At 36.5% G+C, this 22,449-nt stretch carries 19 protein-coding genes; 4 read left to right on the top strand and 15 right to left on the bottom strand.

Annotation, left to right across the window (positions count from 1 at the left end):
• Window positions 1-3: 3 nt before the first annotated feature.
• Window positions 4-789 carry a cell division protein FtsQ/DivIB gene (locus V7S76_RS01760; RefSeq protein ID WP_459508279.1) on the top strand — a complete coding sequence of 262 codons (786 nt, stop codon included), beginning with the start codon at window positions 4-6 and terminating at the stop codon, window positions 787-789.
• An 80-nt stretch (window positions 790-869) separates the two neighbouring features.
• Window positions 870-2,222 carry a cell division protein FtsA gene (ftsA, locus tag V7S76_RS01755; RefSeq protein ID WP_459508278.1) on the top strand — a complete coding sequence of 451 codons (1,353 nt, stop codon included), beginning with the start codon at window positions 870-872 and terminating at the stop codon, window positions 2,220-2,222.
• A 34-nt stretch (window positions 2,223-2,256) separates the two neighbouring features.
• Here the strand turns inward: ftsA and lpcA are convergent, their stop codons facing one another.
• The 4 genes from lpcA to V7S76_RS01735 are packed head-to-tail and all read right to left on the bottom strand — an operon-like array spanning window position 2,257 to window position 4,644.
• Window positions 2,257-2,835, bottom strand: a complete 579-nt coding sequence (gene lpcA, locus V7S76_RS01750; protein WP_459508277.1) for a D-sedoheptulose 7-phosphate isomerase — start codon at window positions 2,833-2,835, stop codon at window positions 2,257-2,259.
• A gap of 20 nt (window positions 2,836-2,855) precedes the next feature.
• The gene (locus V7S76_RS01745) at window positions 2,856-3,620 is read right to left on the bottom strand and encodes a TPM domain-containing protein (RefSeq protein ID WP_459508276.1); all 765 of its coding nucleotides are present in this window, start codon (window positions 3,618-3,620) and stop codon (window positions 2,856-2,858) included.
• A gap of 5 nt (window positions 3,621-3,625) precedes the next feature.
• Entirely contained in the window at window positions 3,626-4,051 is a 426-nt protein-coding gene (locus tag V7S76_RS01740; RefSeq protein WP_459508275.1) for a TPM domain-containing protein, read from the bottom strand.
• A complete protein-coding gene (locus tag V7S76_RS01735; protein ID WP_459508274.1) occupies window positions 4,051-4,644 on the bottom strand; it encodes a LemA family protein in 594 nt (197 codons plus the stop codon). The genes V7S76_RS01740 and V7S76_RS01735 overlap by 1 nt, the downstream gene beginning before the upstream one ends.
• Before the next feature lie 138 nt (window positions 4,645-4,782).
• On the opposite strand from V7S76_RS01735, the gene V7S76_RS01730 reads away from it, so the two are divergent.
• Window positions 4,783-6,849, top strand: coding sequence for a S9 family peptidase (locus V7S76_RS01730; RefSeq protein ID WP_459508273.1), 2,067 nt, complete (start codon window positions 4,783-4,785; stop codon window positions 6,847-6,849).
• A 4-nt stretch (window positions 6,850-6,853) separates the two neighbouring features.
• On the opposite strand, the gene lptC is transcribed toward V7S76_RS01730, so the two are convergent.
• Window positions 6,854-7,396, bottom strand: coding sequence for an LPS export ABC transporter periplasmic protein LptC (gene lptC / locus V7S76_RS01725; RefSeq protein WP_459508272.1), 543 nt, complete (start codon window positions 7,394-7,396; stop codon window positions 6,854-6,856).
• A gap of 8 nt (window positions 7,397-7,404) precedes the next feature.
• Window positions 7,405-8,718 (bottom strand): hypothetical protein, encoded by a 1,314-nt coding sequence (locus tag V7S76_RS01720; protein WP_459508271.1) that lies wholly within the window; start codon window positions 8,716-8,718, stop codon window positions 7,405-7,407.
• A 102-nt stretch (window positions 8,719-8,820) separates the two neighbouring features.
• Here V7S76_RS01720 and V7S76_RS01715 point away from each other — a divergent pair, with 102 nt between their 5' ends.
• Window positions 8,821-9,909, top strand: coding sequence for a mechanosensitive ion channel family protein (locus tag V7S76_RS01715; RefSeq protein WP_459508270.1), 1,089 nt, complete (start codon window positions 8,821-8,823; stop codon window positions 9,907-9,909).
• A 119-nt stretch (window positions 9,910-10,028) separates the two neighbouring features.
• Here V7S76_RS01715 and V7S76_RS01710 read toward each other — a convergent pair whose 3' ends face one another.
• The 9 genes from V7S76_RS01710 to V7S76_RS01670 all read right to left on the bottom strand — a co-directional run bounded on the left by V7S76_RS01710 (window position 10,029) and on the right by V7S76_RS01670 (window position 22,427).
• Complete coding sequence (locus V7S76_RS01710) at window positions 10,029-11,168, bottom strand: 2-isopropylmalate synthase (RefSeq protein ID WP_459508269.1); 1,140 nt, start codon at window positions 11,166-11,168, stop codon at window positions 10,029-10,031.
• Window positions 11,169-11,384: 216 nt separating this feature from the next.
• Entirely contained in the window at window positions 11,385-12,389 is a 1,005-nt protein-coding gene (gene ilvA / locus V7S76_RS01705; RefSeq protein WP_459508268.1) for a threonine ammonia-lyase IlvA, read from the bottom strand.
• Between the two features lie 68 nt (window positions 12,390-12,457).
• Window positions 12,458-13,501 (bottom strand): ketol-acid reductoisomerase, encoded by a 1,044-nt coding sequence (gene ilvC / locus V7S76_RS01700; RefSeq protein WP_459508267.1) that lies wholly within the window; start codon window positions 13,499-13,501, stop codon window positions 12,458-12,460.
• 56 nt (window positions 13,502-13,557) lie between these two features.
• Window positions 13,558-14,091, bottom strand: a complete 534-nt coding sequence (ilvN, locus tag V7S76_RS01695; protein ID WP_459508266.1) for an acetolactate synthase small subunit — start codon at window positions 14,089-14,091, stop codon at window positions 13,558-13,560.
• A gap of 7 nt (window positions 14,092-14,098) precedes the next feature.
• Window positions 14,099-15,841, bottom strand: a complete 1,743-nt coding sequence (ilvB, locus tag V7S76_RS01690; protein ID WP_459508265.1) for a biosynthetic-type acetolactate synthase large subunit — start codon at window positions 15,839-15,841, stop codon at window positions 14,099-14,101.
• 85 nt (window positions 15,842-15,926) lie between these two features.
• Window positions 15,927-17,603: a dihydroxy-acid dehydratase gene (gene ilvD / locus V7S76_RS01685; RefSeq protein WP_459508264.1), complete on the bottom strand. Its 1,677-nt coding sequence runs from the start codon at window positions 17,601-17,603 to the stop codon at window positions 15,927-15,929.
• Window positions 17,604-17,735: 132 nt separating this feature from the next.
• Window positions 17,736-19,484 carry an ABC transporter ATP-binding protein gene (locus V7S76_RS01680; RefSeq protein ID WP_459508263.1) on the bottom strand — a complete coding sequence of 583 codons (1,749 nt, stop codon included), beginning with the start codon at window positions 19,482-19,484 and terminating at the stop codon, window positions 17,736-17,738.
• A 40-nt stretch (window positions 19,485-19,524) separates the two neighbouring features.
• Window positions 19,525-20,727 carry an L-2-hydroxyglutarate oxidase gene (gene lhgO, locus V7S76_RS01675; protein ID WP_459508262.1) on the bottom strand — a complete coding sequence of 401 codons (1,203 nt, stop codon included), beginning with the start codon at window positions 20,725-20,727 and terminating at the stop codon, window positions 19,525-19,527.
• 107 nt (window positions 20,728-20,834) lie between these two features.
• Entirely contained in the window at window positions 20,835-22,427 is a 1,593-nt protein-coding gene (locus V7S76_RS01670) for a carboxylesterase/lipase family protein (RefSeq protein ID WP_459508261.1), read from the bottom strand.
• Between the last annotated feature and the right edge of the window lie 22 nt (window positions 22,428-22,449).

The following is a 22,449-nucleotide window of genomic DNA, read 5'->3' as shown; positions in this document are numbered from 1 at the left end:
CTAATGGCAATCGATAAACGGAAACTATTTTTTATCAAAAAAATGACAAGCTTGGTCTTATTGATCATGCTGTGGGTTTCGGCTATTGTCTACGCAGAATATTCCTATAAAGAATCCAAATGCACAGGAATTATTGTGAAACTAGATTCTGAAAATGAAAAACCATTATTGTCTAAAAAGCATATTAATCAAGTTATTACAGAAGAAGGAACTAGGTATTACGAAGACAAACCATTGGAATTAATTTCACTACATAAAATGGAGGAAAGAGTTCGCAAAATCCCCTTGGTTAAATCATGTGAAGCTCATTTCGATTTTAGTGGGAAAATTATAGTATCCGTAAAGGAATTTAGCCCGGTCGCAAGAATCTTGAGAGCCACCACGGAAATATCTGAATTTCCAGATCAATATGTTACCTCAGAAGGCGATTTTATAGGTACCAGTGCATTATTCACACCCAGAGTTTTGGTTGTTTCTGGCGATTTTTTCAAAAACAAACGAAACGATTTAAAAGATGAAAAAGGAAAAACTTTGATTCCGCTTTTTGAGTATATCAATAACAATGAATTTTGGAAGGCACAAATTTCCCAAGTTGTGGTAGCGGCAGATGGTGGAATCATATTAGTTCCAACCATGGGTAGCACAAATATTGATTTTGGACTAGCGACTAACATCCATAATAAATTCAAAAAATTAGCCATATTTTACAAACAAATCATTCCAAATAGAGGATGGAATACCTACAGATGGGTAAGAGTAAAATATAAAAATCAGCTAATTTGCGATTAAGCTGATTTATCATTATTTTTAATGTTTGCAGTCCAATGAGGACATTTGTGTACTAAAATTTAATACTATAATTAAGAAATATGCGTAATGATTTAATCATCGGTTTAGATATAGGTAGCTCATTTGTGCGAGCAGTCATTGGTAGACAAATGGCAGATAATAATTTAGAAATATTATCCGTTGGAAAATCAAAAACAGTTGGCCATATCATTAATGGAGATATCGTCAATATCAATAAAACTTCAGCTGCTATTTCTGAAGCTTTAAAAAATATTTCAAGTACAATTGAAGGTAAGAATAACGATTATTATTTCAGCTCGAACATCTCTGGCAGTCATATTAAAGTTAATTCATTTTCCATCAGCCAAGCTAGAGAGAATCAGATTACTCCAGTCAGTGAACAAGAATTAATTAATTTAATTAACAAGGCGAAAAAATCGAGTCTTGAAAATTATTCTTGTGTATTACATACCCTACCAATTGGCTTTCAAGTAGAAAATCTACCTGAAACATTAGAACCGATTGGACAAATTGGATCAAGAATAAAAGCTGACTTCATTGTTGTTTCTGCTGATCAAGATAAAAATGAAGTTTTAAAGCAATGTCTGATTTCAGCACAGTCTGAGCATCTGAAGACTGGCAATATTTATTATAGTCCATTGGCAACAGCCAGTGCCGTTTTAAGTAATGAAGAAAAACAATTGGGCGTTGTGTTGGTAGATATTGGAAGTGGGACGGTTGAAATTAGCATATATACTAAAAATAGATTAAGGCATTCCACTGTCATTAATTGGGGAGGAGATCAAATCACAGAAGATATTCAAATTGGATTAAATGTTTCGCTGGAGCACGCAGAAGCATTAAAAACAAAATTTGGTTCTGCTCTAAGTAAAGAAATTGAAATAAATGAAGTTGTTATGATTCCTGGAATTGCAGGAAGAAAACCCACCCCTATTTCAGTTAAAAATTTAGCTATTATCATTGAAGAAAGATTAAAGGAATTAGCTGCTATCGTGATGGTAGAAATTTCAAAAGTCACAGAACCTCTCTTGTTAAAAGGCGGAATCGTTCTAAGTGGGGGCGGTGCTCAATTACCTGATATAGCAGAATTGATTCAAAAGATTACCGGTTTAGAATCTCGTATTGGAGAACCTATGGCATCCGCAAGTACAGCACAACTGGAGGCGGAAATAAAAGATCCTTCTTATGCAACTGCTGTCGGTTTAGTGAAAGTCTATTTTGAACAATTAAACCAGCCTGATACGGAGGAAGAAATTTTGGAAGAAGCTACTCCGGTAGCCTTTGTACCTGGTCAAATCCCGACTGTCCCAAAGAAGCCAAAAGGTCCAAGTTTCAAAGATTTACTAAAGAAAACGGTTGAAGTATTGATGGGAAGTAACGAAGAACAAGACAGTTATCCTGATGAGAAATAAAAAAAAAGGGTGATCAAAATGATCACCCTTTTTTTTATTCAAATAACTTTTTTTCAATGAGTTGAATTAAAATATGTATAACCTTGATGTGGATTTCCTGAATTCTGTCAGCATATCCAAAATGAGCCACTCGTATTTCTATAACATTTTCGAAACTAGCTAATTTTCCACCGTCTTTCCCTGTTAATAAGATCACCTTCATGCCTTTCATTTGGGCAGCCTTAACAGCTTCAATGATATTCTCTGAATTACCGCTAGTTGAAATCCCTACCAGTACATCATTGGTGTTACCTAAGCCTTCAATAAACCTAGAATAGATGTAGTTAAAACCGAAATCATTCCCTACGCAGGTTATATGAGATGGGTCAGATATAGCCATAGCTGCTAAAGCTGGACGATTTTCTCGGTATCTGCCAGATAATTCTTCTGCAAAATGCATAGCATCGCAATGGCTACCACCATTTCCACAGGAAAAAATTTTATTTCCAGATTTCAATGCATCCACTAAACAATCCGCGGCTAATTCAATTTGTTGAATCTGAACAGGATTAGACAAAAATTCAGCTAATACCTTTTGAGATTCTTCTAAATTTTGTTGAATAATCTGCTTCAAAATATAATATGTTTTGTTAATTAAAAATCTCCCCCAGCACCGCCACCACCAAAACTACCTCCACCAAAACCTCCAAAGGAACTACCTCCACTACCTCCAAAACCGCCGCTAGACGAACCTCCTCCTAAAAAAATCGGAGGAAAAAACATTCCGCCTCCTCCTCTACTTCCAGGGCCACCGCGACCTCTTCCACCTCGATTTTTGAAAGCATTAAAAATGGATAATATGACAAAAAGTAAAAAGAATATTAGGACTGGAGGAATACCCTCTGATTCACCATTGTTTGTTTCATCATTCACAAAACTACCGCTTGCCCTTTGCATCATTTCAGTCGTGGCCAAATCTAAACCCACATAATATTGATCTTGTTGCAAAGCTGGTTTTAAAATTTTATTAATTATTCGTTTACAAATGGCATCCGGTAATACATCTTCAATTCCTCTACCAGTAACAATTCTGATTTTTCGATCTTGTGCCGCTATTAAAATGACAACACCATTATTTTTTTCCTTTTGACCAACACCCCATGTCTTTGCAATTTCCATGGCATAATCATAAGGATCTCTGCCATCCGTGGATGGAACAATCACAATGGCAAATTGCGTAGAAGTACTATCAGCATAACCGCGCAATTTTTGTTCTAATTGACTTTTATCGGCTGCATTTAATTTGGCTGACAAATCCAATACATAGGCATCTGGTTTTGCAGGAATATCTGACTGAGCCTTTAGACTCAATGAACCTAAAAGAAATATGCTAAAAAAAAGAATTTGTATATTTTTCATCCTAATTAAGCGCCAAAGGAAATATCATTTGTCAGCTCATTTATGTCTCCTTTTTGATATGGAAAACTTTCAATCAAAGCCTCTCCCACTCTTTTTACTCCCAAAGCCAAAGCTTTCGAAAAATCATTTTTTCCCAAAATAGGACGCATTTCATCTCGAATGGTTTCCCAAAACTCCAAAGGAACCTTAGCGTCAATTCCCTTATCTCCAATGATAGCAAATTTCCTATCCTTTACGGCTAAATAAAGCAAGATACCATTCTGAAGATCCGTTTTATCCATCTCTAAATGATAAAAGAGCACCTTAGCGCGATCCACTGGGTGCCCTTCACAATGACTCTCTATGTGCACACGAATTTCACCAGAGGTTTTTAATTCCGCTTCTTGAATAGCCAATAAAACTTCCGATTGTTGCTCTTCGCTTAAATGCATTATTTCTTTTCATCAAAATTAACTTCAGGTGCTTTCTCCGATCCAGCTTCCGCTTGGAAAAAACCTTTTTCAGTAAATCCTGAAAATGAAGCAATTAAACTGTTGGGAAAAGTAACTACTTTGGAATTGAAGTCTTTCACCGTGCTGTTAAACACATCTCTTTCCTCTTTAATTCTATTTTCTGTACCTTCTAATTGTGCTTGAAGCTCTGAAAAACTTTCCGTAGCCTTTAATTGAGGGTAATTTTCTGCAACGACCATTAAACGACCTAGAGCGCCACCTAAAGAAGATTGAGCAGCTTGGTATTTATTGACATTTTCTGGACTTAAATCTTTTGCATCTAATTTCATTTGAGTAGCACTTGCACGTGCTTCAATGACAGCTGTAAGCGTTGATTTTTCAAAATTGGCAACTCCTTGTACCGTCTTGACTAAGTTCGGAATTAAATCAGCTCTACGTTGATAGGCACTTTGTACATTCGCCCAAGATGCTTTCACCTCTTGATCACTTGTCGCCATACCATTTCTTGCACCAATGCCCCAGAATATCACCAAAGCAATTACACCTAATACAATCCAAAGTTTTTTGTTCATCGTTTTAATTTTTTAAAATTTTAACATTACAAATGTAGTTATTTCAATGCATGACTTTTGCATTTTTTTATCAAAATGATTTTTGAATGATAAAAGTTCAAATTTAAGGATAAACAATTTTCCTGCTTAAATTGCAGCATGATTCACAACCTTCCCAATCCCCCGAAAGCACAAGAAAAAAATGAATTATTAGAAATTCATCAAGATGTCCGAATGGATCCTTATTATTGGTTAAATAATCCTGAAAACGAAGAGGTCATCCAATATTTGCAAGCAGAAAATACATATACAGAAGAAGTTTTGGCACCCGTGAAAGAACTTCAAGAATCTTTGTTTTTAGAAATGAAAAATAGAATCAAGGAGGATGATTCATCTGTGCCGTATTTCAATGGTAGAGATTGGTATTATAGCAAATATGTAAAAGGAGGTGAATATCCTGTTTATTGTCGGAAGCGTCAACATTTAGAAGCCAATGAAGAAATCTTAATCGATGGTAATACATTAGCGAAAGGGAAAGATTACTTTCATATTGGAGGATTAAATTTAAGTGATGATGATAAAATCCTAGCTTTGGCAACAGATGATGTAAGTAGAAGAAATTATCAAGTTCGTTTTAAAAACCTAGAAACAGGTGAGTTTTACGCAGACATCATTGAAGACACAGAAGGCGGAAGTTATGCTTGGTCAGCGGATGGAAGATATTTTTTTTACCTAAAAAGGGATTCGCAGACCTTGTTAGCATCTAAAGTGTATCGGCATCAATTAGGCACTCCAACAGAAGATGACCAATTAGTTTACGAAGAATCTGACCCGCAGTTCTATATGGGTTTGTATCGATCAAAATCAAAAAAATATATTTTCAGTGTTTCCAGCCAACAAGGTGTGGCTTCTGAATATCGAGTTTTAAATGCGGATCAACCTCTAGAAAATTTCCAAATTTTTCAAGATCGAATTCAAGGATTGGAATATTTTATTGAACATCAAAATGAGCGTTTTGTCATTCGCTGTAACTCGAATGGAGCAAGTAATTTTCAATTACTACAGTGTGCAGAAAACCATCCTTGGGACCTACCCAATTGGAAGCCATTACTTGCACATCAAACGGATATTTTATTGGAAGATTTTGACGTTTTTGAAGATTTCATTGCTATTGAGGAAAAATACAAGGGTCTAAACCAAATTCGAATCCTGTCAAATGCTAACTCCTCTGCTGAACTAATACAAATGCCGGAAGAAGTTTACCAGGTCGGATTGGGCCAAAATGCCTATTTTAAAAGTAAAATCATTCGATACAACTATACAAGTCTGACTAGTCCTAATTCTGTTTTTGATTATGATGTGAATCACAAAACAAGTGTATTACTAAAAGAAGAGATTGTACTAGGAGAATTTAACAAAAGAAATTACCAAAGTGAGCGATTATGGGCAATTGGCCGTGACAATACCCAAATACCCATTTCATTGGTTTATAAAAAGGAATTTAAACCCAATGGAAGGAATCCTTTATTACTGTATGCTTATGGTTCTTATGGGCATAGCATAGACCCTTATTTTTCAAGTAGTCGACTTTCATTATTGGATCGAGGATTTAGTTTCGCAATCGCGCATGTACGAGGTGGTCAAGAAATGGGGCGCCATTGGTATGAGAATGGTAAAATGATGAAAAAGAAAAATACTTTTTATGATTTTATCGACTGTTCTCAATTTTTAATTGATCAAAAATTGGTAGCAAAAGATGCTCTTTTTGCCCAAGGAGGCTCTGCCGGTGGAATGCTGATGGGAGGTATATGCAATATGGCTCCCGAATTATACAAGGGAATCATTGCTGCTGTCCCATTTGTTGATGTTGTAACAACAATGTTAGATGAAAGTATTCCATTGACAACAGGCGAATGGGAAGAATGGGGTAATCCCAAAAATAAGGAACATTATGATTACATGAAATCCTATTCTCCGTATGATAATGTAACAGCAAAGGATTATCCGAATATTTTGGTAACAACCGGCCTGCACGACTCTCAGGTTCAATATTGGGAACCAGCCAAATGGGTTGCCAAGTTAAGAAAGTTGAAAACTGATGAGCATGTTTTGTTATTAGACTGTGACATGAAGGCAGGACACGGCGGAGCTTCTGGCCGATTTAATCGATTCAAAGATATAGCTAAAGAATATGCCTTTTTAATTGGTTTGCAGCAGAATCAATAACATTTTATTGAGGAAGACTTTCGACATTCAGCATCGAATTAGTTACTCTACGCAAGGAATAAGTGGAGAAATCCTGTGCTGCATCCAAACCCACACCGTTAAAAATTTCGGTAGGAGTTTTGATCTGTACAGGCTTTTCAGTGAAAATTCTTTTCTCATCCGGAATCCAAGTAAATTCATCGGTTGTGAGAGTTTCATTTTTTTTAATATTAAAGATTTTCACATGCCCCATCAAACGATACTGATTTTTTTGCCGAAAAAAATGGGCAGAATCGCCTCTGATTTGCGTACTAACATTTCCTAATTTATCATAGAACCACAGTTTCATCTCTTTGGGATAAACTCGATCTTCAGAATATGTAGTAATTTGTGTTTCCGTTACCATTCTTACGACAGATTTAGCAGAATCAGAAAACACCATGTCAATCCCAGTCAGTTCTGACTTAGGACCATTGTAAATAAGATTTTTAGATGCTTTTTCTTCCTGGCAAGAGAAAAAAAATGAAGAAATGATTAACACAAAAATGAGAAACCTGAAATTACTCATTGAACATATTAATTAATTTTTTGCTTGGTAAACCATAAATCACTTAAGGTCAATCCCAGGGTAATTCGATGGTATTGTTCTTCTAAATTATTCTCACTCAAAGTACCTCTTTTACCAAATTGATAGGATACATTCAAATAAGACAAATTTCGTAGTGGTAAAGCAGCTCCTACGCTGAAATTCATATCAACAGCATAAGGTGTCGTTGCAGAAATCGCATAGGGGGTCGTTTGATAACTAAATCCAGCCCGGTAAGTGGTACGTTTCAAATAACTAGATACAGATTCAAAATCGGGTGTATATTCACCACCAATCACCCATTTATTACTAACGGGAAGGGCACGAGCTTGGCCAATGTTGTTTTCCACTTTGGTCCAATCTGTCGAGATATAATCAATACCAATCATCCACTTTGCAATTCGCTCTAGGCTAATTCCGAATTTTTTGGTCACAGGCAAATTTTGAACGAATGGTGTTTTTTTACTTAAAGTATCTGCATTAATAATGTTCAATCCAGTATAATCCAAGATAGCAAATCGCTTAATTTGTGATGCCCCCATGGTTGAATTTAAATCAACGGTTGCACCAACATTCAAATACAAATCTTTTCGGATGGCATGTCGATAGGCAACACCTGCTTTAAAAGTAAAATCAGAATAATCATTTCTATTTTCTAACTGAACTTTGTAGTATTGACCATCGGATAAATTTTGAGTGGATACATTGCGGATAATATTCCCAAATAAATAATCCATTTCTAGTCCAACATACACTTCTTTACTAATTCGAAAACCATTGGAAAAGGATAATTTATTTACATTTCCTACACCTGAAAAGCTATATATCAAACTATCTAAACCCAATAAATTTAAACGACGATACGATTTAGTATCATATTGTACGGAGGAATAAGGACGCAATCCAATGGCAAAAGTCCAACGAGATGAACCAGGTAATGTAATATTAATCGATTGATAATTTCCTCCAAAAACACTTTGTCTTTGACGATAATCTTGTAGATTTTTATATTCTGTATTTACCCCAACCTCAAAACTTGTATATCTATTTCTAGCCAACAAAGCAGGATTTATCACACTCGAATAAATTCCATTGGAATTCGAAACACCAAGACCAGACATCATGATATTACTAGAAGAATGTCCCTCATCCAGCTCGCCCATTCCCACATAGGAATAAGGTGAATTTAAAATGGATTGCGCTTTTAAATCTTGAAGAGAGACCGTAATTGTCACAAAGAAAAGAAATAAAATTCTAGTAAGAACTTTATTGTTTAAACTTGTACTTGGTTGATTGTAAATCATATAAATAATACTTCTCGGAATTCTATTAAGTTTGCAAAGGTCGTAATTTTATTTCACATTCGACTAAGATATTAAGTATATTTGAAGGCAAATCCATCTATTATGCTCAAAGAATCCCTTTCCAATTTATATCTATTAGAAAATTCTGCTTTAGATATTTCAATTTTCTTTATCATCATTCTAATTGGTCTAGCATTTCGAAGATTTTTTTCCAATACATTTTCGAAAATTGTATATCGATTTTTGCCAAATCAGTTAATTCAAATTCAGGATTGCATTCAATTAATTAGAAAACCATTTGAGCTTCTACTGTTCTGGATTTTCTTGTATGTTGCTTCACTTAATTTACATGTTCCCATTCAATGGCACTTTACACCAGTCAAGGATTTTGGATTACTATTTTTAATTAAAAAAATCTATGAAGCATCATTAATCATCACTACAACTTGGGTAATTATACGAATAATGAAGGTCATTATTTTAGTTGCTCAAGAAAAATGGCAGGGTGTTGAGCAAAAATCCAAACAACAATTCATTCCATTTTTAAACGATTTGGCTTTGGTATTTATTATTACAGGAGCTGGATTTGTTTTGTTAGGTAGGATTTTTGAAGTAGATGTGGTGGCTTTAATTACAGGTTTAGGATTGGGAGGATTGGCGTTGGCTTTAGCTGCCCGGGAAACTTTGGAAAATCTTTTTGCTTCTTTTACCATTTTTCTCGACTTGCCTTTTGTTGTTGGCGATAGTATTCAAGTCGGAACCATCACGGGAGATATTGAAAAAATAGGATTTAGAAGTACTAGAATTCGAGGATTAGACGGAAATTTAATATTAATACCTAATCGACTGTTAACATCACAATCGTTGGAAAATCTGAGTGATCGCAATTATCGTCGTGCCAAATATACACTAACATTTGCCTTAAACACCAAGGCAGAGCAAATTGAACAATTATTACCGAGTATTGAACATTTGATTAACCAAGAACCACTTTGTAAGAAAAAACCTGCAAAAATCATTTTCGAAGGTTTTGGAACATATGCCTTCGAAATAAGTATCACCTATTTTGTGCAAACAACCGATTTTGCCAAATTTCAATCGATTAAACAGCAAATCAATCTGGATATCTTGAAATTAATTGAAGCTAATAAGATGAGTTTAGCTAGCAGCGCTACCGCAGTGAATGGATAGAAGAGAGAAAACGGGAAAAGTGGAGAGAGAAAAGAGGAGAGAGAAAAGAGAAAAAACCGACACCCTTACCTATTACCTTTTACCTAATACCTATTACCTAATACCTTTTACCTAAAACCTTACCCCACCAACTCTTTCAAATCCTCATCATGGATCATTTTACGCTCATCGGCCATAATCAAGAAACGAGTATATAAACGATCTAAATCTGGTTTTTCAAACTCAAATCCCAATAAATTCAAACGATGTCTTAAGGCAGCGCGACCTGAACGGGAAGTTAACACGATGGCTGAAGATGAAACACCCACATCCTCCGGATTCATGATTTCATAATTTTGAGCATGCTTTAAAAATCCATCTTGATGAATTCCTGAAGAGTGAGCAAATGCATTTGCTCCCACAATAGCCTTATTGGCTTGCACTGGCATTCCCATCAAATTAGAAACCAAGGTACTTGTTGGATATAAAAATTTAGGATTGATTCCTGTTGAAAAACCCAAATCCTTGTGAACATTCAATATCATTGCAATTTCTTCCAAAGAAGTATTACCAGCTCTTTCCCCAATTCCATTGATGGTAACCTCAACCTGACGTGCGCCTGCTTGAATTCCTGCAATCGTATTGGCAGTGGCTAAGCCCAAATCATTGTGATTGTGCATGGAAATAGTTGCTTGATGAATATTGTCTACATTTTCAAACAAATAAGAAATACGATCATGCATTTGATTAGGCAATAAATAACCCGTTGTATCTGGCAAATTCACTACGGTAGCGCCTGCAGAAATAACCGCTTTGGTTAGTTGTGCCAAAAACGGCAAATCAGCACGACCTGCATCTTCCGCAAAAAACTCAACATCTTCCACAAATGACTTTGCATATTTTACAGCCCAAATCGCTTGTTCAATGATTTGTTCACGGGTGGAATTAAATTTATGTTTAATATGTACATCTGATGCCCCAATTCCGGTATGAATTCTTGGGCGACGAGCAGGCTTCAAAGCTTCCGCAGCTGCATCGATATCTTCTTTCTTAGCACGAGTTAATGCGCAAACGGTTGGTTCTGAAACTGCTTCACAAATGGCTTTCACCGAAGCAAAATCACCTGGTGATGAAATTGGAAAACCTGCCTCAATGATATCGACACCTAATTTTTCAAGTTCCTTTGCAACTTCTACTTTCTCCTCCCTGTTTAATTGACAGCCAGGCACTTGTTCTCCGTCACGTAAAGTTGTATCAAAAATTTGTATACGATTGCTCATTGTTTTGTTTGCTAATTTGAACTGCAAATCTACCTTTTATTACATTATGAAGCAACCAAATGTAAAAAATGAGAAGTTGTAAAATAGATTAATAATCCGCAAATAGAATATTTAATCATTAATTACGAATCAAAAATCTATAATAATTATTAATAATAGAACAAAAATCTAAAATCATCAAAAATGACCGAAAAAAATTTTATCAAATAAATACTATTATTTTTCGTTGAAAGCCCATTTATGTATTTCAGGAAATCGTTTTGAATCAAAATTTCCACCGGATAATACACAAACAATGGTTTTACTCTGTATTTCTTCCTTCAACAATTCCAATCCACAAACACTTAACGCACCTGCCGGTTCTGCCAAAATAGCTTCAAGTTCATATAACCGAAGCATTGTTTGACAAAGATCTTGTTTTTCGACCGTCAAGTGGCGATGAAAATATTTTTGGCATATATCAAATGTCAATTCACCCATTTTTTTAACTGAAGCACCATCCACAAAAGGATCCAATTCGTTTAATTCGGTTACCCTAGAATGCATTAAGCTTAGTTTCATAGAAGGCGCGCCAGCCGGCTCAATACTTATCAAACGAGTCGATGGAGAAACTTCTTTGCTGACCAATGCTGTACCAGCGGCCAATCCACCTCCACCGATTGGCACAAAAATATAGTCGACAAACTGATTCAATTGTTGAAAAATCTCTAAAGCTACAGTAGCTTGACCAGCAATAATATCATAATCATCAAAGGGAGGGATATAGATGGATTGATTTTCTTCACAAAATAATCGGGAAGCTAAAAAAGCTTCATCATAATTATTTCCGATTAATTTTATTCGGACAACTTCTTTTCCAAAAAAGCGAACTGCTTCTACTTTTTGTAGGGGAGTTGATTTAGGCATAAAGATCGTAGCTGAAATACCCAAGGAAGCGCAGGCAAAGGCGACACCTTGAGCATGATTACCTGCAGATGCAGCAACCACCCCTCTTTGTCTAAGTTCCTTTGGAAGATTGGATATTTTATGGTAAGCCCCACGAATTTTATAGGATCGAACCAATTGTAGATCTTCTCGCTTTAGATAAATATTTGCGCCAAATCTTGCTGAAAGTGTTTTAGAAAATTGCAAAGGAGATTCATAAACAATTCCCTTTAATTGTTCCGCGACTAGTTTTATTTGATGAAGATTTGGAATTTCGCTCAGTGTGTTGAATTCCATGCTTCAAAATAACAAAAAAAAAGGCAGTTGCTGAAGTGCAACTGCCTTTGAATTTTTGATTCAAGAAATTAGCTTCTTTCTGGACGAAGGCTACGTACCGCAGCACCAGCTCTCCACATTTCAGATTCACGTAATTCTGTCAATTCCGCTTCTAATTTCACACGGTAATCAGATTGAGAGTTCAAATCAATTGAACGTGCTGCTTCCGCTTGTGTTTTTACTGAGTTATATAATTTTTCAAAAACGGGCTTAGTAGCATCTTTGAAAGGTCTCCACCAATCCAATGCACCACGTTGAGCGGTTGTTGAACAATTTGCATACATCCAATCCATACCATTTTCAGCCACTAATGGCATCAATGATTGTGTTAATTCTTCTACTGTTTCATTGAAAGCTTCAGATGGAGAGTGTCCATTTTCACGCAACACTTCATATTGTGCAGCAAAAATTCCTTGGATAGCACCCATTAAAGTTCCACGCTCACCAGTTAAGTCAGACGTTACTTCTCTGTAGAAATCTGTTTCAAATAAATACCCAGAACCAACACCGATAGCCATAGCGATACATTTTTCACGTGCTTGGCCTGAAGCATCTTGGTAAACGGCAAAAGAAGAGTTCAAACCTTTACCTTCTACGAACAAACGACGAAGAGAAGTACCTGAACCTTTTGGAGCAGCTAGGAAAACGTCAACATCCGCTGGAGGAATGATACCCGTTTTCTCTTTGTAGGTAATACCAAATCCATGTGAGAAATACAATGATTTACCAGCAGTTAAATATTTTTTCACTGTTGGCCACATTTCAATTTGAGCTGCATCTGATAACAAATAGCAAATTATAGTTCCTTTTTCAAGAGCTTCTTCAATTTCAAACAAGTTAACACCTGGTACCCAACCATCAGCGATAGCTTTGTCGAAAGTTTTACCTTTACGTTGTCCAACAATTACATTTAATCCATTGTCTTTCATGTTTAACGCTTGACCTGGACCTTGCACACCATATCCAATAACAGCGATTGTTTGATCTGCTAATACTTGTCTTGCTTTCTCTAATGGAAACTCTTCGCGGGTTACAATATCTTCAACAACCCCTCCGAAATTAATCTTTGCCATATTCTGTTTTTGTTTAATTAATTATTCTTGTTCTTTAATATTTGTATTATACTTATTTAAACGATTTCCCAATTGCCTTCTGGCAAAAATTCAACCAAACCTTTTTCTGTTTTACCAACTGCCACACGACCTGATTTGATATATTCCAAAATTTCCCATTTTTTCAAATATTGATAAAATTCAGAAATTTCAGATTCTGTACCATTTTTTTCCAACACCACATAATCCAAGCCCCAATGGACAATTTTAGCATTCCAATCCAAATTAATGGTTTTTACATCCAGTGGATCTCCACCTAAAGGAGTTGATAACTTAAATAAAGCAATTTCATTGAAAACGATTTCATCATCCAAATAACCAAAAACGGCTAATACATCCGTTATTTTGCGAATTTGACGAACCAATTTTTCAACGAATTCTCTGCTTTCACTTTTGATTACCACTGTAAAACGAGACACACCTCTACGTTCGGTTTCTGAAACGGTTAAACATTCAATATTTATCCTTCTTCGAGTAAATATGATGGTTATTCGATTCAATAAACCTACCGTATTGGTAGTAAAAATAGAAATTGTATAATTTGTTAACATATATATCTTACTGAAGCCTTACTTTGGTTACACAAGCTCCTGCTGGAACCATCGGGAAAACATTTTCTTCTTTTTCACAAATAATCTCCAATAAATAAGGCTCTTCCGAATCCAATAAGGTATTCAAGGAACTACTTAATTCGGCACGATCTTTAACAGTATGACCCTTGATACCAAAACCTTTGGCAATGGTAATAAAATCAGGGTTTTGTAATTCCACAAAAGAATAGCGATTATCAAAAAACAATTGTTGCCATTGACGAACCATACCAAGGAAATTATTATTTAAAATAATAATTTTTACTGGTAATTTACTTTGAGCAATGGTACCCAATTCTTGCAAAGTCATTTGAAAACCTCCATCACCAATAACAGCCACAACCTCTCTTTCCGGAACTGCCACTTTGGCTCCGAATGCTGCAGGTAAGGCAAAACCCATTGTTCCGGCTCCACCACTGGTCACAATCGAATTATTTTTCTTAAATCGATAATATCGGTTGGTGATCATTTGGTGTTGACCAACGTCTGTTACCACAACAGCCTCACCTTTTGTTTTATCCGACAACATCGCAACCGCCTCTCCCATTTTAATAAATGTCCCGTCATGAAACAAATCATTTTTATTGATTGTCTCAAATTCCTCGTCATCGTATTTTTTAAATTCGTTTCTCCATTCTGCATGATTGGCTTCTTTGATTAAAGGAAGCAAAGCTTTCAAAGCCAATTTGGCATCTCCTACTACTGGAGCATCTGCTTTCACATTTTTATCAATTTCGCTCGGATCAACTTCGATATGAACCACTTTTGCTTGTTTGGCATAGGTAGACAAATCACCTGTGATACGGTCATCAAATCGCATACCAATCGCAATAAGTACATCGCAAGAATTGGTTAAAACATTGGCTCCATAGTTACCATGCATGCCTGGCCAACCAACAAAAAGAGGATGATCGGCATCCATGGATGACATTCCTAACAAGGTTGTTGCAACTGGAATACCCGCCTTATTCACTAAATCGTTCAATTCCTTTTCTGCATTGGATATAATAACACCATGCCCTGCTAAAATGTAAGGTCTTTTAGCTGAATTAATCAATTTAGCTGCGGCTTCTAAATGCTCTTTTTTAGGCTCTAATCTTGGTTTATAGGAAATAATCGACGTGCATTTTTCATAAGTAAACGGGATTGTCATGATATCCGTTTGAGCCGTACGAGTAATATCAATTAAAACTGGTCCAGGTCTTCCTGTTTCTGCGATATAAAATGCTTTAGCTATTACCTCCGGAATTTCATTGGCATCTAACACCTGATAATTCCATTTGGTTACTGGCATCGACATACCAATTACATCACATTCTTGAAAGGCATCTGTTCCTAATAAATTTCCTTTTACTTGTCCTACCAGACATACCAAGGGCGTTGAATCCAACATAGCATCGGCAATCGGAGTAATTAAATTAGTAGCTCCCGGACCGGAAGTTACCATACACACACCCGCCTTATTTAACATTCGGGCGTATCCTTGTGCAGCATGACCAGCACCTTGCTCATGACGAACAAGAATGTGCTTTAAACGATCCTGATAATCATATAAAGCATCATAAGTTGGCATAATTGCGCCACCTGGATATCCAAAAATTGTACTTACACCTTGTGCAACCAAAGATTCCATGATTGCTTGCGCACCTGATAAAAACACTTTTTTATCAGCTTGTACAGTTTCTGAAGTGGTGGTTTGGGTCTGTCCCATAAATAATCAAAATTTTTGTTTCAAACTTTAATAAAAGGCTAATTTAAGTTATCCTATTGTAGAAAAAAATCTAAATCTTATTTTTTTACAAATCTGTTACACATCCTAAGTTGGCAGGTCCTACATTTTTGATGTATTTCCTCAACACCCCTGAAGTATGAATAGATGGAATAGGCTTCCAATTTTTACGTCTTTCGGCCAATTCCTCATCCGAAACATGTAAAATTAATTTATTTTCAACGGCATCAATCGTAATCTTGTCTCCATCTTTTACTAAACCAATGGGTCCACCTTCTTGAGCTTCCGGAGTAACGTGACCCACTACGAAACCATGAGATCCTCCTGAAAAACGTCCATCTGTAATCATGGCAACTTTATCTCCTAAACCTGCACCCATCACAGCGGAGGTAGGCTTTAACATCTCGGGCATTCCAGGGCCACCTTTAGGGCCTTCATTGCGAATCACAATCACATGTCCTGGCAAAATTTCACCCTTAGCTATAAAATCGATCACGTCTTCTTCTCTTTCACAAATCTTAGCCGTACCCTCAAAACGCTCCCCTTCTTTACCGGTTATTTTCGCAACCGCTCCATCTGGAGCCAAATTACCATACAACATTTGCAAGTGACCTGTTGCTTTGATCGGATCTGAAAGTGGATGAATGATTTTTTGAGTATTGAAATCTAAATCTGGCGTTCCTGCTAAATTTTCAGCTAAAGTTTTACCAGTGACAGTCATGCAATCGCCATGCATATAGCCTTCTTGTAACAAATATTTCATGACCGCCTGAATGCCACCAATTGCTAAAACATCTTCCATGTAATATTTACCAGAAGGTTTCAAATCAGCTAATAAGGGGGTTCTATCTGAAATATCTTGAATATCCTTCATGGTGAAATCTACGCCTGCTGAATGAGCGATTGCCAAATAATGCAATACCGCGTTGGTTGAACCTCCCAATGCCATCACGATGGTCATAGCATTTTCGAAAGATTTTCTAGTCATGATATCTCTTGGACAAATATTTTTCTCCAAAAGAACTTTCATGGCTGCTCCAATGGCTAAACATTCGGCTTTTTTACCTTCATGTGTAGCTGGATAGGAAGAAGAATTGGGCAAAATTAAACCCATAGCTTCCATAGAAGAAGCCATTGTATTGGCTGTGTACATTCCTCCACATGCACCTGGTCCAGGGATAGAGTTTTGAATTACACCGTCATAATCTTCATCTGAAATAGTACCGGCAAATTTTTGCCCTAAAGCCTCAAATGCCGACACAATATCTAATTTTTTACCTTTGTACTCGCCACTTCGGATGGTACCTCCGTAAACAAGCATGCCCGGTCTATTTAATCTCGCTAATGCCATCATAGCACCAGGCATATTTTTATCGCAACCAACAACGGCAATCACACCGTCATACCATTGTGCTCCTACCACATTTTCAATGGAATCAGCAATGATATCTCTCGAAGGCAATGAATAACTCATCCCATCATTTCCATTGGTCATCCCGTCCGATACTCCAATTGTGTGGAAAATAAGTCCAATCATTCCATTGTCCTGAATTCCCTTTTTCACATGAACGGACAAACCATTCAAGTGCATATTGCAAGGATTTCCTTCGTAACCCGTACTGGCAATACCAATTTGAGGTTTTTGCATATCCTCAGTGGTCAAACCAATGCCATAAAGCATTGCTTTTGCTGCAGGGTTCGTAATTTCTTGCGTTAGGGTTCTGGAAAACTTATTTAAAGCCATAATAAAAAGGTAGAAATTTTTTCAAACAACAAATATACATAATCCTCTTTGTTCAAAACAAAGAATTACCCAATAATCTATGGAAAATCAAGGATTTACAAAATAAAATCCAAGTTTGCCCATATCAGATTTCTAAACATTTTCTCCAACCTGTTGCCTCCACATGGCATAGTATAATCCTTTCTTTTCCAATAAGGTATCATGGGAACCTTGTTCGACAATTCCACCTTTTTCAAGAACGTAAATTCGGGTTGCATGCATGATGGTCGACAAGCGATGGGCAATCAAAATGGAAATATGATCAGATTCATGAGATACCGCACGAATGGTTTCTGATATTTCTTCTTCAGTGAGCGAATCCAATGCCGAAGTGGCTTCATCAAAAACCAATAAATTGGGATTCCTCAAAAGTGCTCTGGCGATACTTAAACGTTGTTTTTCTCCACCTGAAACTTTTACTCCACCCTCCCCAATTAAGGAATCAAGCCCTTTGTCAGCTCTGGCCAACAAGGTTTGGCAAGCGGCTTTTTCCAACACTTCCATGCATTCTGCGTCCGTTGCATTCGGATTCACAAACAATAGATTTTCACGAATAGAACCAGAAAATAATTGAGTATCCTGGGTCACAAAACCAATTTTCTTTCTCAATTGGTCAAAATCAATTTGGTCACCCGCCTCACCATTGTAATACACCTGGCCTTGTTTAGGTCGATATAATCCGACCAATAATTTTACTAAAGTGGATTTACCTGCACCAGAAGGCCCAACAAAAGCAATGGTTTCTCCTCCTTTAACATCAAATGAAATATCATTTAACGCATTTAAATTGGCAGATTGATGTTTAAAGGAAACATGGTCAAATTTCAATTCTTGAATGGATGCTAAAGTCCTAGGATTTTCTGGTTTCTTTTCGGTTGGAATTTCCAAAATTTGTTCAAAATTCTGTAAGGAAACCTCGGCTTCTCGGTAAGTATTCACGACATTCCCAATTTCTTGTAGCGGGTTAAACAAGAAGAAGGAATAAATATTCAAGGAATAAAATTGCCCAATGGTAATCTTACCCTCATAAATTAAATAAATCAACACGACTACCATCAACATGCGCAAAAGATTCACACAAGTCCCTTGAACAAAGGCCATCGAACGAACATACCGAACCTTTTTCAATTCCAACAACAAAATCTTTTCAGTGGTAGCATTTAACTGATTAATTTCTTGCTCAGCCAATCCCAACGATTTCACCAATTCAATATTTCGTAAAGACTCGGTTGTTGATCCAGCCAAACCCGTCGATTCCTTGACAATTTGTATTTGAATCACTTTAATTTTCTTACTCAAAACAGATGATACATAGGCAATCAAAGGTCCTGTTAGCAAAAACAATGGCATGACCATCCAATGCACAGAAAAGGCATAAACAGAAATAAAGACCAAAGCGATGATCGACTGAAATAAAATATTAATCCCAATCGTTATCAACTTTTCAACATCTATTCTTACTTTTTGAAGTTTACCAAGTGTTTCCCCTGATCGTTGATCTTCAAATGTTTCATAAGGCAATTCCAAAGAATGCCTAATTCCATCTGAATATAAATTAGCTCCTACTTTTTGGGTAACCGTATTAATCACATAATCTTGGAAATTTTTGGCTACTCGACTAACAAACGCAACGCCTACCGAGGCTAATGCTAAAGGCCAAATAGCATCAAAAAATTGATCAAATGTATGAGTACCTGCGTGGTAAACACCTGCCACATCATCGATAATTTTCCTGAAAATATAAGGATCCATTAAAGAAAAAATCTGATTGGTGGCAGCTAAGGCTAAAGCTCCAATCACGCGCCAACGATAATGCTTAAGATATTTAAAAAGTATATTCAATTGAATGATGAGTTAAGATTTATAAATGATGAGTTTAGGATTAACTAAATCTAGTTAATGCCATTTCTGAAACTGTTTTACCAATGGATAAAGAGGAAGTAGCAGCAGGGCTAGGTGCATTTAAAATATTGATAATCTTAGCATCTTCAATGATGGAAAAATCGTCTAACAAACCACCACTTCTGTCGCAAGCTTGAGCCCTAACTCCAGCTCCACCTTCTACTAAATCACTGATTTGTATTTCGGGAATCAATTCTTGCAAGGCTTTTGTAAAAGCTTCTTTGGAAAAACTACGATACATTTCTCCTAAACCTGTTTCCCAATATTTGGCAGCTACTTTTTGAAAACCTGGCCAAGTAAGGGTGTTCCAAAGTTCTTTAAAATCGATGGACATCTTTTTGTATCCTTCTTTTCGAAAAGCTAAAACAGCATTTGGACCGGCCTCCACACCTCCTCGCATCATACGAGTAAAGTGAACTCCTAAAAATGGAAAGTTTGGATCAGGTACAGGATAAATCAGATTTTTAACCAAATATTCTTTGTCTGCCCTTAATTTAAAATATTCACCCCTGAAAGGAACAATTCGTACATCCAAAGGTTCTTTTTGCGACATTTGAGCTACTTTATCCGAATACAAACCGGCGCAATTGATGACCAATTTTGTTTCATATACTCCTTTATTCGTTTCAACGATGGAATAGGTTAATCCTTTGGTAATGTTTGTCACTTGTTCACCTAAATGCAATTGGCAACCCTTCGCCTCAATACCAACCGCTAATTTAGCAGCCACTGCACGATAATCCACAATACCTGTTTGAGGAACCCACATCCCCTCTACACCTGTCACATGAGGCTCATGTTCTTTCATTTCTGAAACTGAAAGTTTTTTCAAACCTTCTAAACCATTTTGTTGGCCTCTTTGGTAAAGATTTTCTAATTGGACACGCTGCTCCTGATTAATGGCAACGACAATTTTACCCGTTAATTCGTAAGGAATATTTTGTTCTTGGCAATATTGAATCAATTGATGATATCCTTCGATGCAATTTTTTGCTTTCAAAGAACCTGGCTTATAATAGAGTCCAGAGTGAATGACACCTGAATTATTCCCCGTTTGATGCATGGAAACCATCGTTTCCTTTTCAAACAAAGCAATTTTCAGATCAGGTTTTGATTCTAAAAGTCGATGAGCGGTAGCCAATCCAACAATTCCACCACCTACAATGATTATATCTAAAGCCATACATTTGTGATTAAAATACAAATATACGCTTTCTAAAATTAGTTGTTAGTCATCAGGCAGAAGTATATATTATTTTCAAATCCTGATAACTAACAACAAACAAAGTACTAATTCAAAGAAAATAGTTCTTTATCCAACTGTGGCTTAACAATGCAAGTGGTATCTAAATGCATGGTAGAGGTATTTTTTGCGTTATAAACCGGCCAAGATGGTAATCCTTTATGATTAGGGTTTCCCATTCGAGCAAAATTTATCCATGCTTGACTCATTTTATCAGCTAACACATATGCATCTTTTCCTCCTCCGGTCATTTCTTCGCAACGAGCAATGTTATTAAAACAGAAAGGCAATTCTATGCAATGAACCGCTTTAAATTTACCATCCATTACTGGCGATTGCCAAGTAAATAAGTACATGAATACAGGTGCCGCATTCAAATCTGATTTCAGATTGGCTTGGACCACTGCTCCGGGTCTAAAACGGGTATCGACATCAATTAAATCTGTAGGCCTCGTATCATTGGGATAGGCTTTTTTTACCGCTGCTTTGAAGGCCTCCGCTTTTTCACCATAAGTTCTTTTAATATATGTTTCCACTTCCTCAGCGCTTGCATTTGACATTCCGCCAAACAAGGAAGTCATAAACTCATTTTTAACTGTCCCAATTAATAAAGGAACATCTTTTGACAATTTAAACGCTTCATCTGAAAATAATTGATACGGCAATAAATCACCATCTACGCTAGGTCCCCAACTTAAACCAAATCCTCCAACGGGTTTACCTGCCGCTTTCAATTGAGCTGCTACGGTATTCATGGCTTTTTTCCCAGCAGCTGCCAATTTTTCAAAAGGTACTTTTTGTAAACTATCAATTTGATTGGATGACAGATTTAACTCTTTCAATACTTGGGCAGTAATACTTTGGGTAGTTTCTTTATCCAACATATTAGAGCGAAACGAACCACTTTGGTTAATGGCTTTATGAAAAAGTCCTTTAGCCGAAGGCATTGCCATCAAAGTGTTTACTTTAGCTCCCCCCCCAGATTGTCCGAAAATGGTAACATTAGACGGATCACCTCCGAATTGTGAGATATTTTTTTGAACCCATTCTAAGGCAGATTTCATATCTAGAACCGAATTATTCGCCGAATATTTAAATTTTTCACCATAGGCGGATAAATCTAAATATCCTAAAATATTTAAACGATGATTGATAGATACAACAACTACATCACCCTTTTTTGCCAAATTTTCACCATCATAGGAAGGTAATTCTTGTGAAGAGCCTGAGGTAAAACCTCCTCCGTGAATCCAAAACATAACAGGTCGTTTTTTCCCATCATTGATCCCCGGTGTCCAAACATTCACTCGCATACAATCTTCATTGGTAAAACCCCATGAATGATTAAAAGCAAATTCAGATTCGTCTTGTACTTGGGTTGTAGGATCCAACAAAGGTGCAACTGGACCATAGGTTAATGAACTTCGAACATTGGTCCATGCTTTTGGACGATGCGGTGCTTCAAAACGTGCTGCTTCTGCATAGGGTATTCCTTTGTAAGTAAAAACACCCCCATGAACATATCCTCGTACTTTTCCAGACTCCGTTGCAACCACGGCAACATCTGAACCAGTTGTTATTTGTGCATCTGAAATATTTGCCAAAAAAACCATGGCAAATGCCAATATTAATTTCTTCATTTTGTTAATAGATTTAATTATT

It is taken from the genome of Aquirufa sp. ROCK2-A2 (genome assembly GCF_054558485.1).
This window is presented reverse-complemented; position numbering and strand designations above follow the sequence as displayed.

Bases quoted from the DNA above. Each gene is read 5' to 3' on its own strand.
- V7S76_RS01760 (WP_459508279.1), top strand. From the start codon at position 4: ATGGCAATCGATAAACGGAAACTATTTTTTATCAAAAAAATGACAAGC.
- ftsA (WP_459508278.1), top strand. From the start codon at position 870: ATGCGTAATGATTTAATCATCGGTTTAGATATAGGTAGCTCATTTGTG.
- V7S76_RS01745 (WP_459508276.1), bottom strand. From the start codon at position 3,620: ATGAAAAATATACAAATTCTTTTTTTTAGCATATTTCTTTTAGGTTCA.
- V7S76_RS01740 (WP_459508275.1), bottom strand. From the start codon at position 4,051: ATGCATTTAAGCGAAGAGCAACAATCGGAAGTTTTATTGGCTATTCAA.
- V7S76_RS01735 (WP_459508274.1), bottom strand. From the start codon at position 4,644: ATGAACAAAAAACTTTGGATTGTATTAGGTGTAATTGCTTTGGTGATA.
- V7S76_RS01730 (WP_459508273.1), top strand. From the start codon at position 4,783: ATGATTCACAACCTTCCCAATCCCCCGAAAGCACAAGAAAAAAATGAA.
- lptC (WP_459508272.1), bottom strand. From the start codon at position 7,396: ATGAGTAATTTCAGGTTTCTCATTTTTGTGTTAATCATTTCTTCATTT.
- V7S76_RS01720 (WP_459508271.1), bottom strand. From the start codon at position 8,718: ATGATTTACAATCAACCAAGTACAAGTTTAAACAATAAAGTTCTTACT.
- V7S76_RS01715 (WP_459508270.1), top strand. From the start codon at position 8,821: ATGCTCAAAGAATCCCTTTCCAATTTATATCTATTAGAAAATTCTGCT.
- V7S76_RS01710 (WP_459508269.1), bottom strand. From the start codon at position 11,168: ATGAGCAATCGTATACAAATTTTTGATACAACTTTACGTGACGGAGAA.
- ilvA (WP_459508268.1), bottom strand. From the start codon at position 12,389: ATGGAATTCAACACACTGAGCGAAATTCCAAATCTTCATCAAATAAAA.
- ilvC (WP_459508267.1), bottom strand. From the start codon at position 13,501: ATGGCAAAGATTAATTTCGGAGGGGTTGTTGAAGATATTGTAACCCGC.
- ilvN (WP_459508266.1), bottom strand. From the start codon at position 14,091: ATGTTAACAAATTATACAATTTCTATTTTTACTACCAATACGGTAGGT.
- ilvB (WP_459508265.1), bottom strand. From the start codon at position 15,841: ATGGGACAGACCCAAACCACCACTTCAGAAACTGTACAAGCTGATAAA.
- ilvD (WP_459508264.1), bottom strand. From the start codon at position 17,603: ATGGCTTTAAATAAGTTTTCCAGAACCCTAACGCAAGAAATTACGAAC.
- lhgO (WP_459508262.1), bottom strand. From the start codon at position 20,727: ATGGCTTTAGATATAATCATTGTAGGTGGTGGAATTGTTGGATTGGCT.
- V7S76_RS01670 (WP_459508261.1), bottom strand. From the start codon at position 22,427: ATGAAGAAATTAATATTGGCATTTGCCATGGTTTTTTTGGCAAATATT.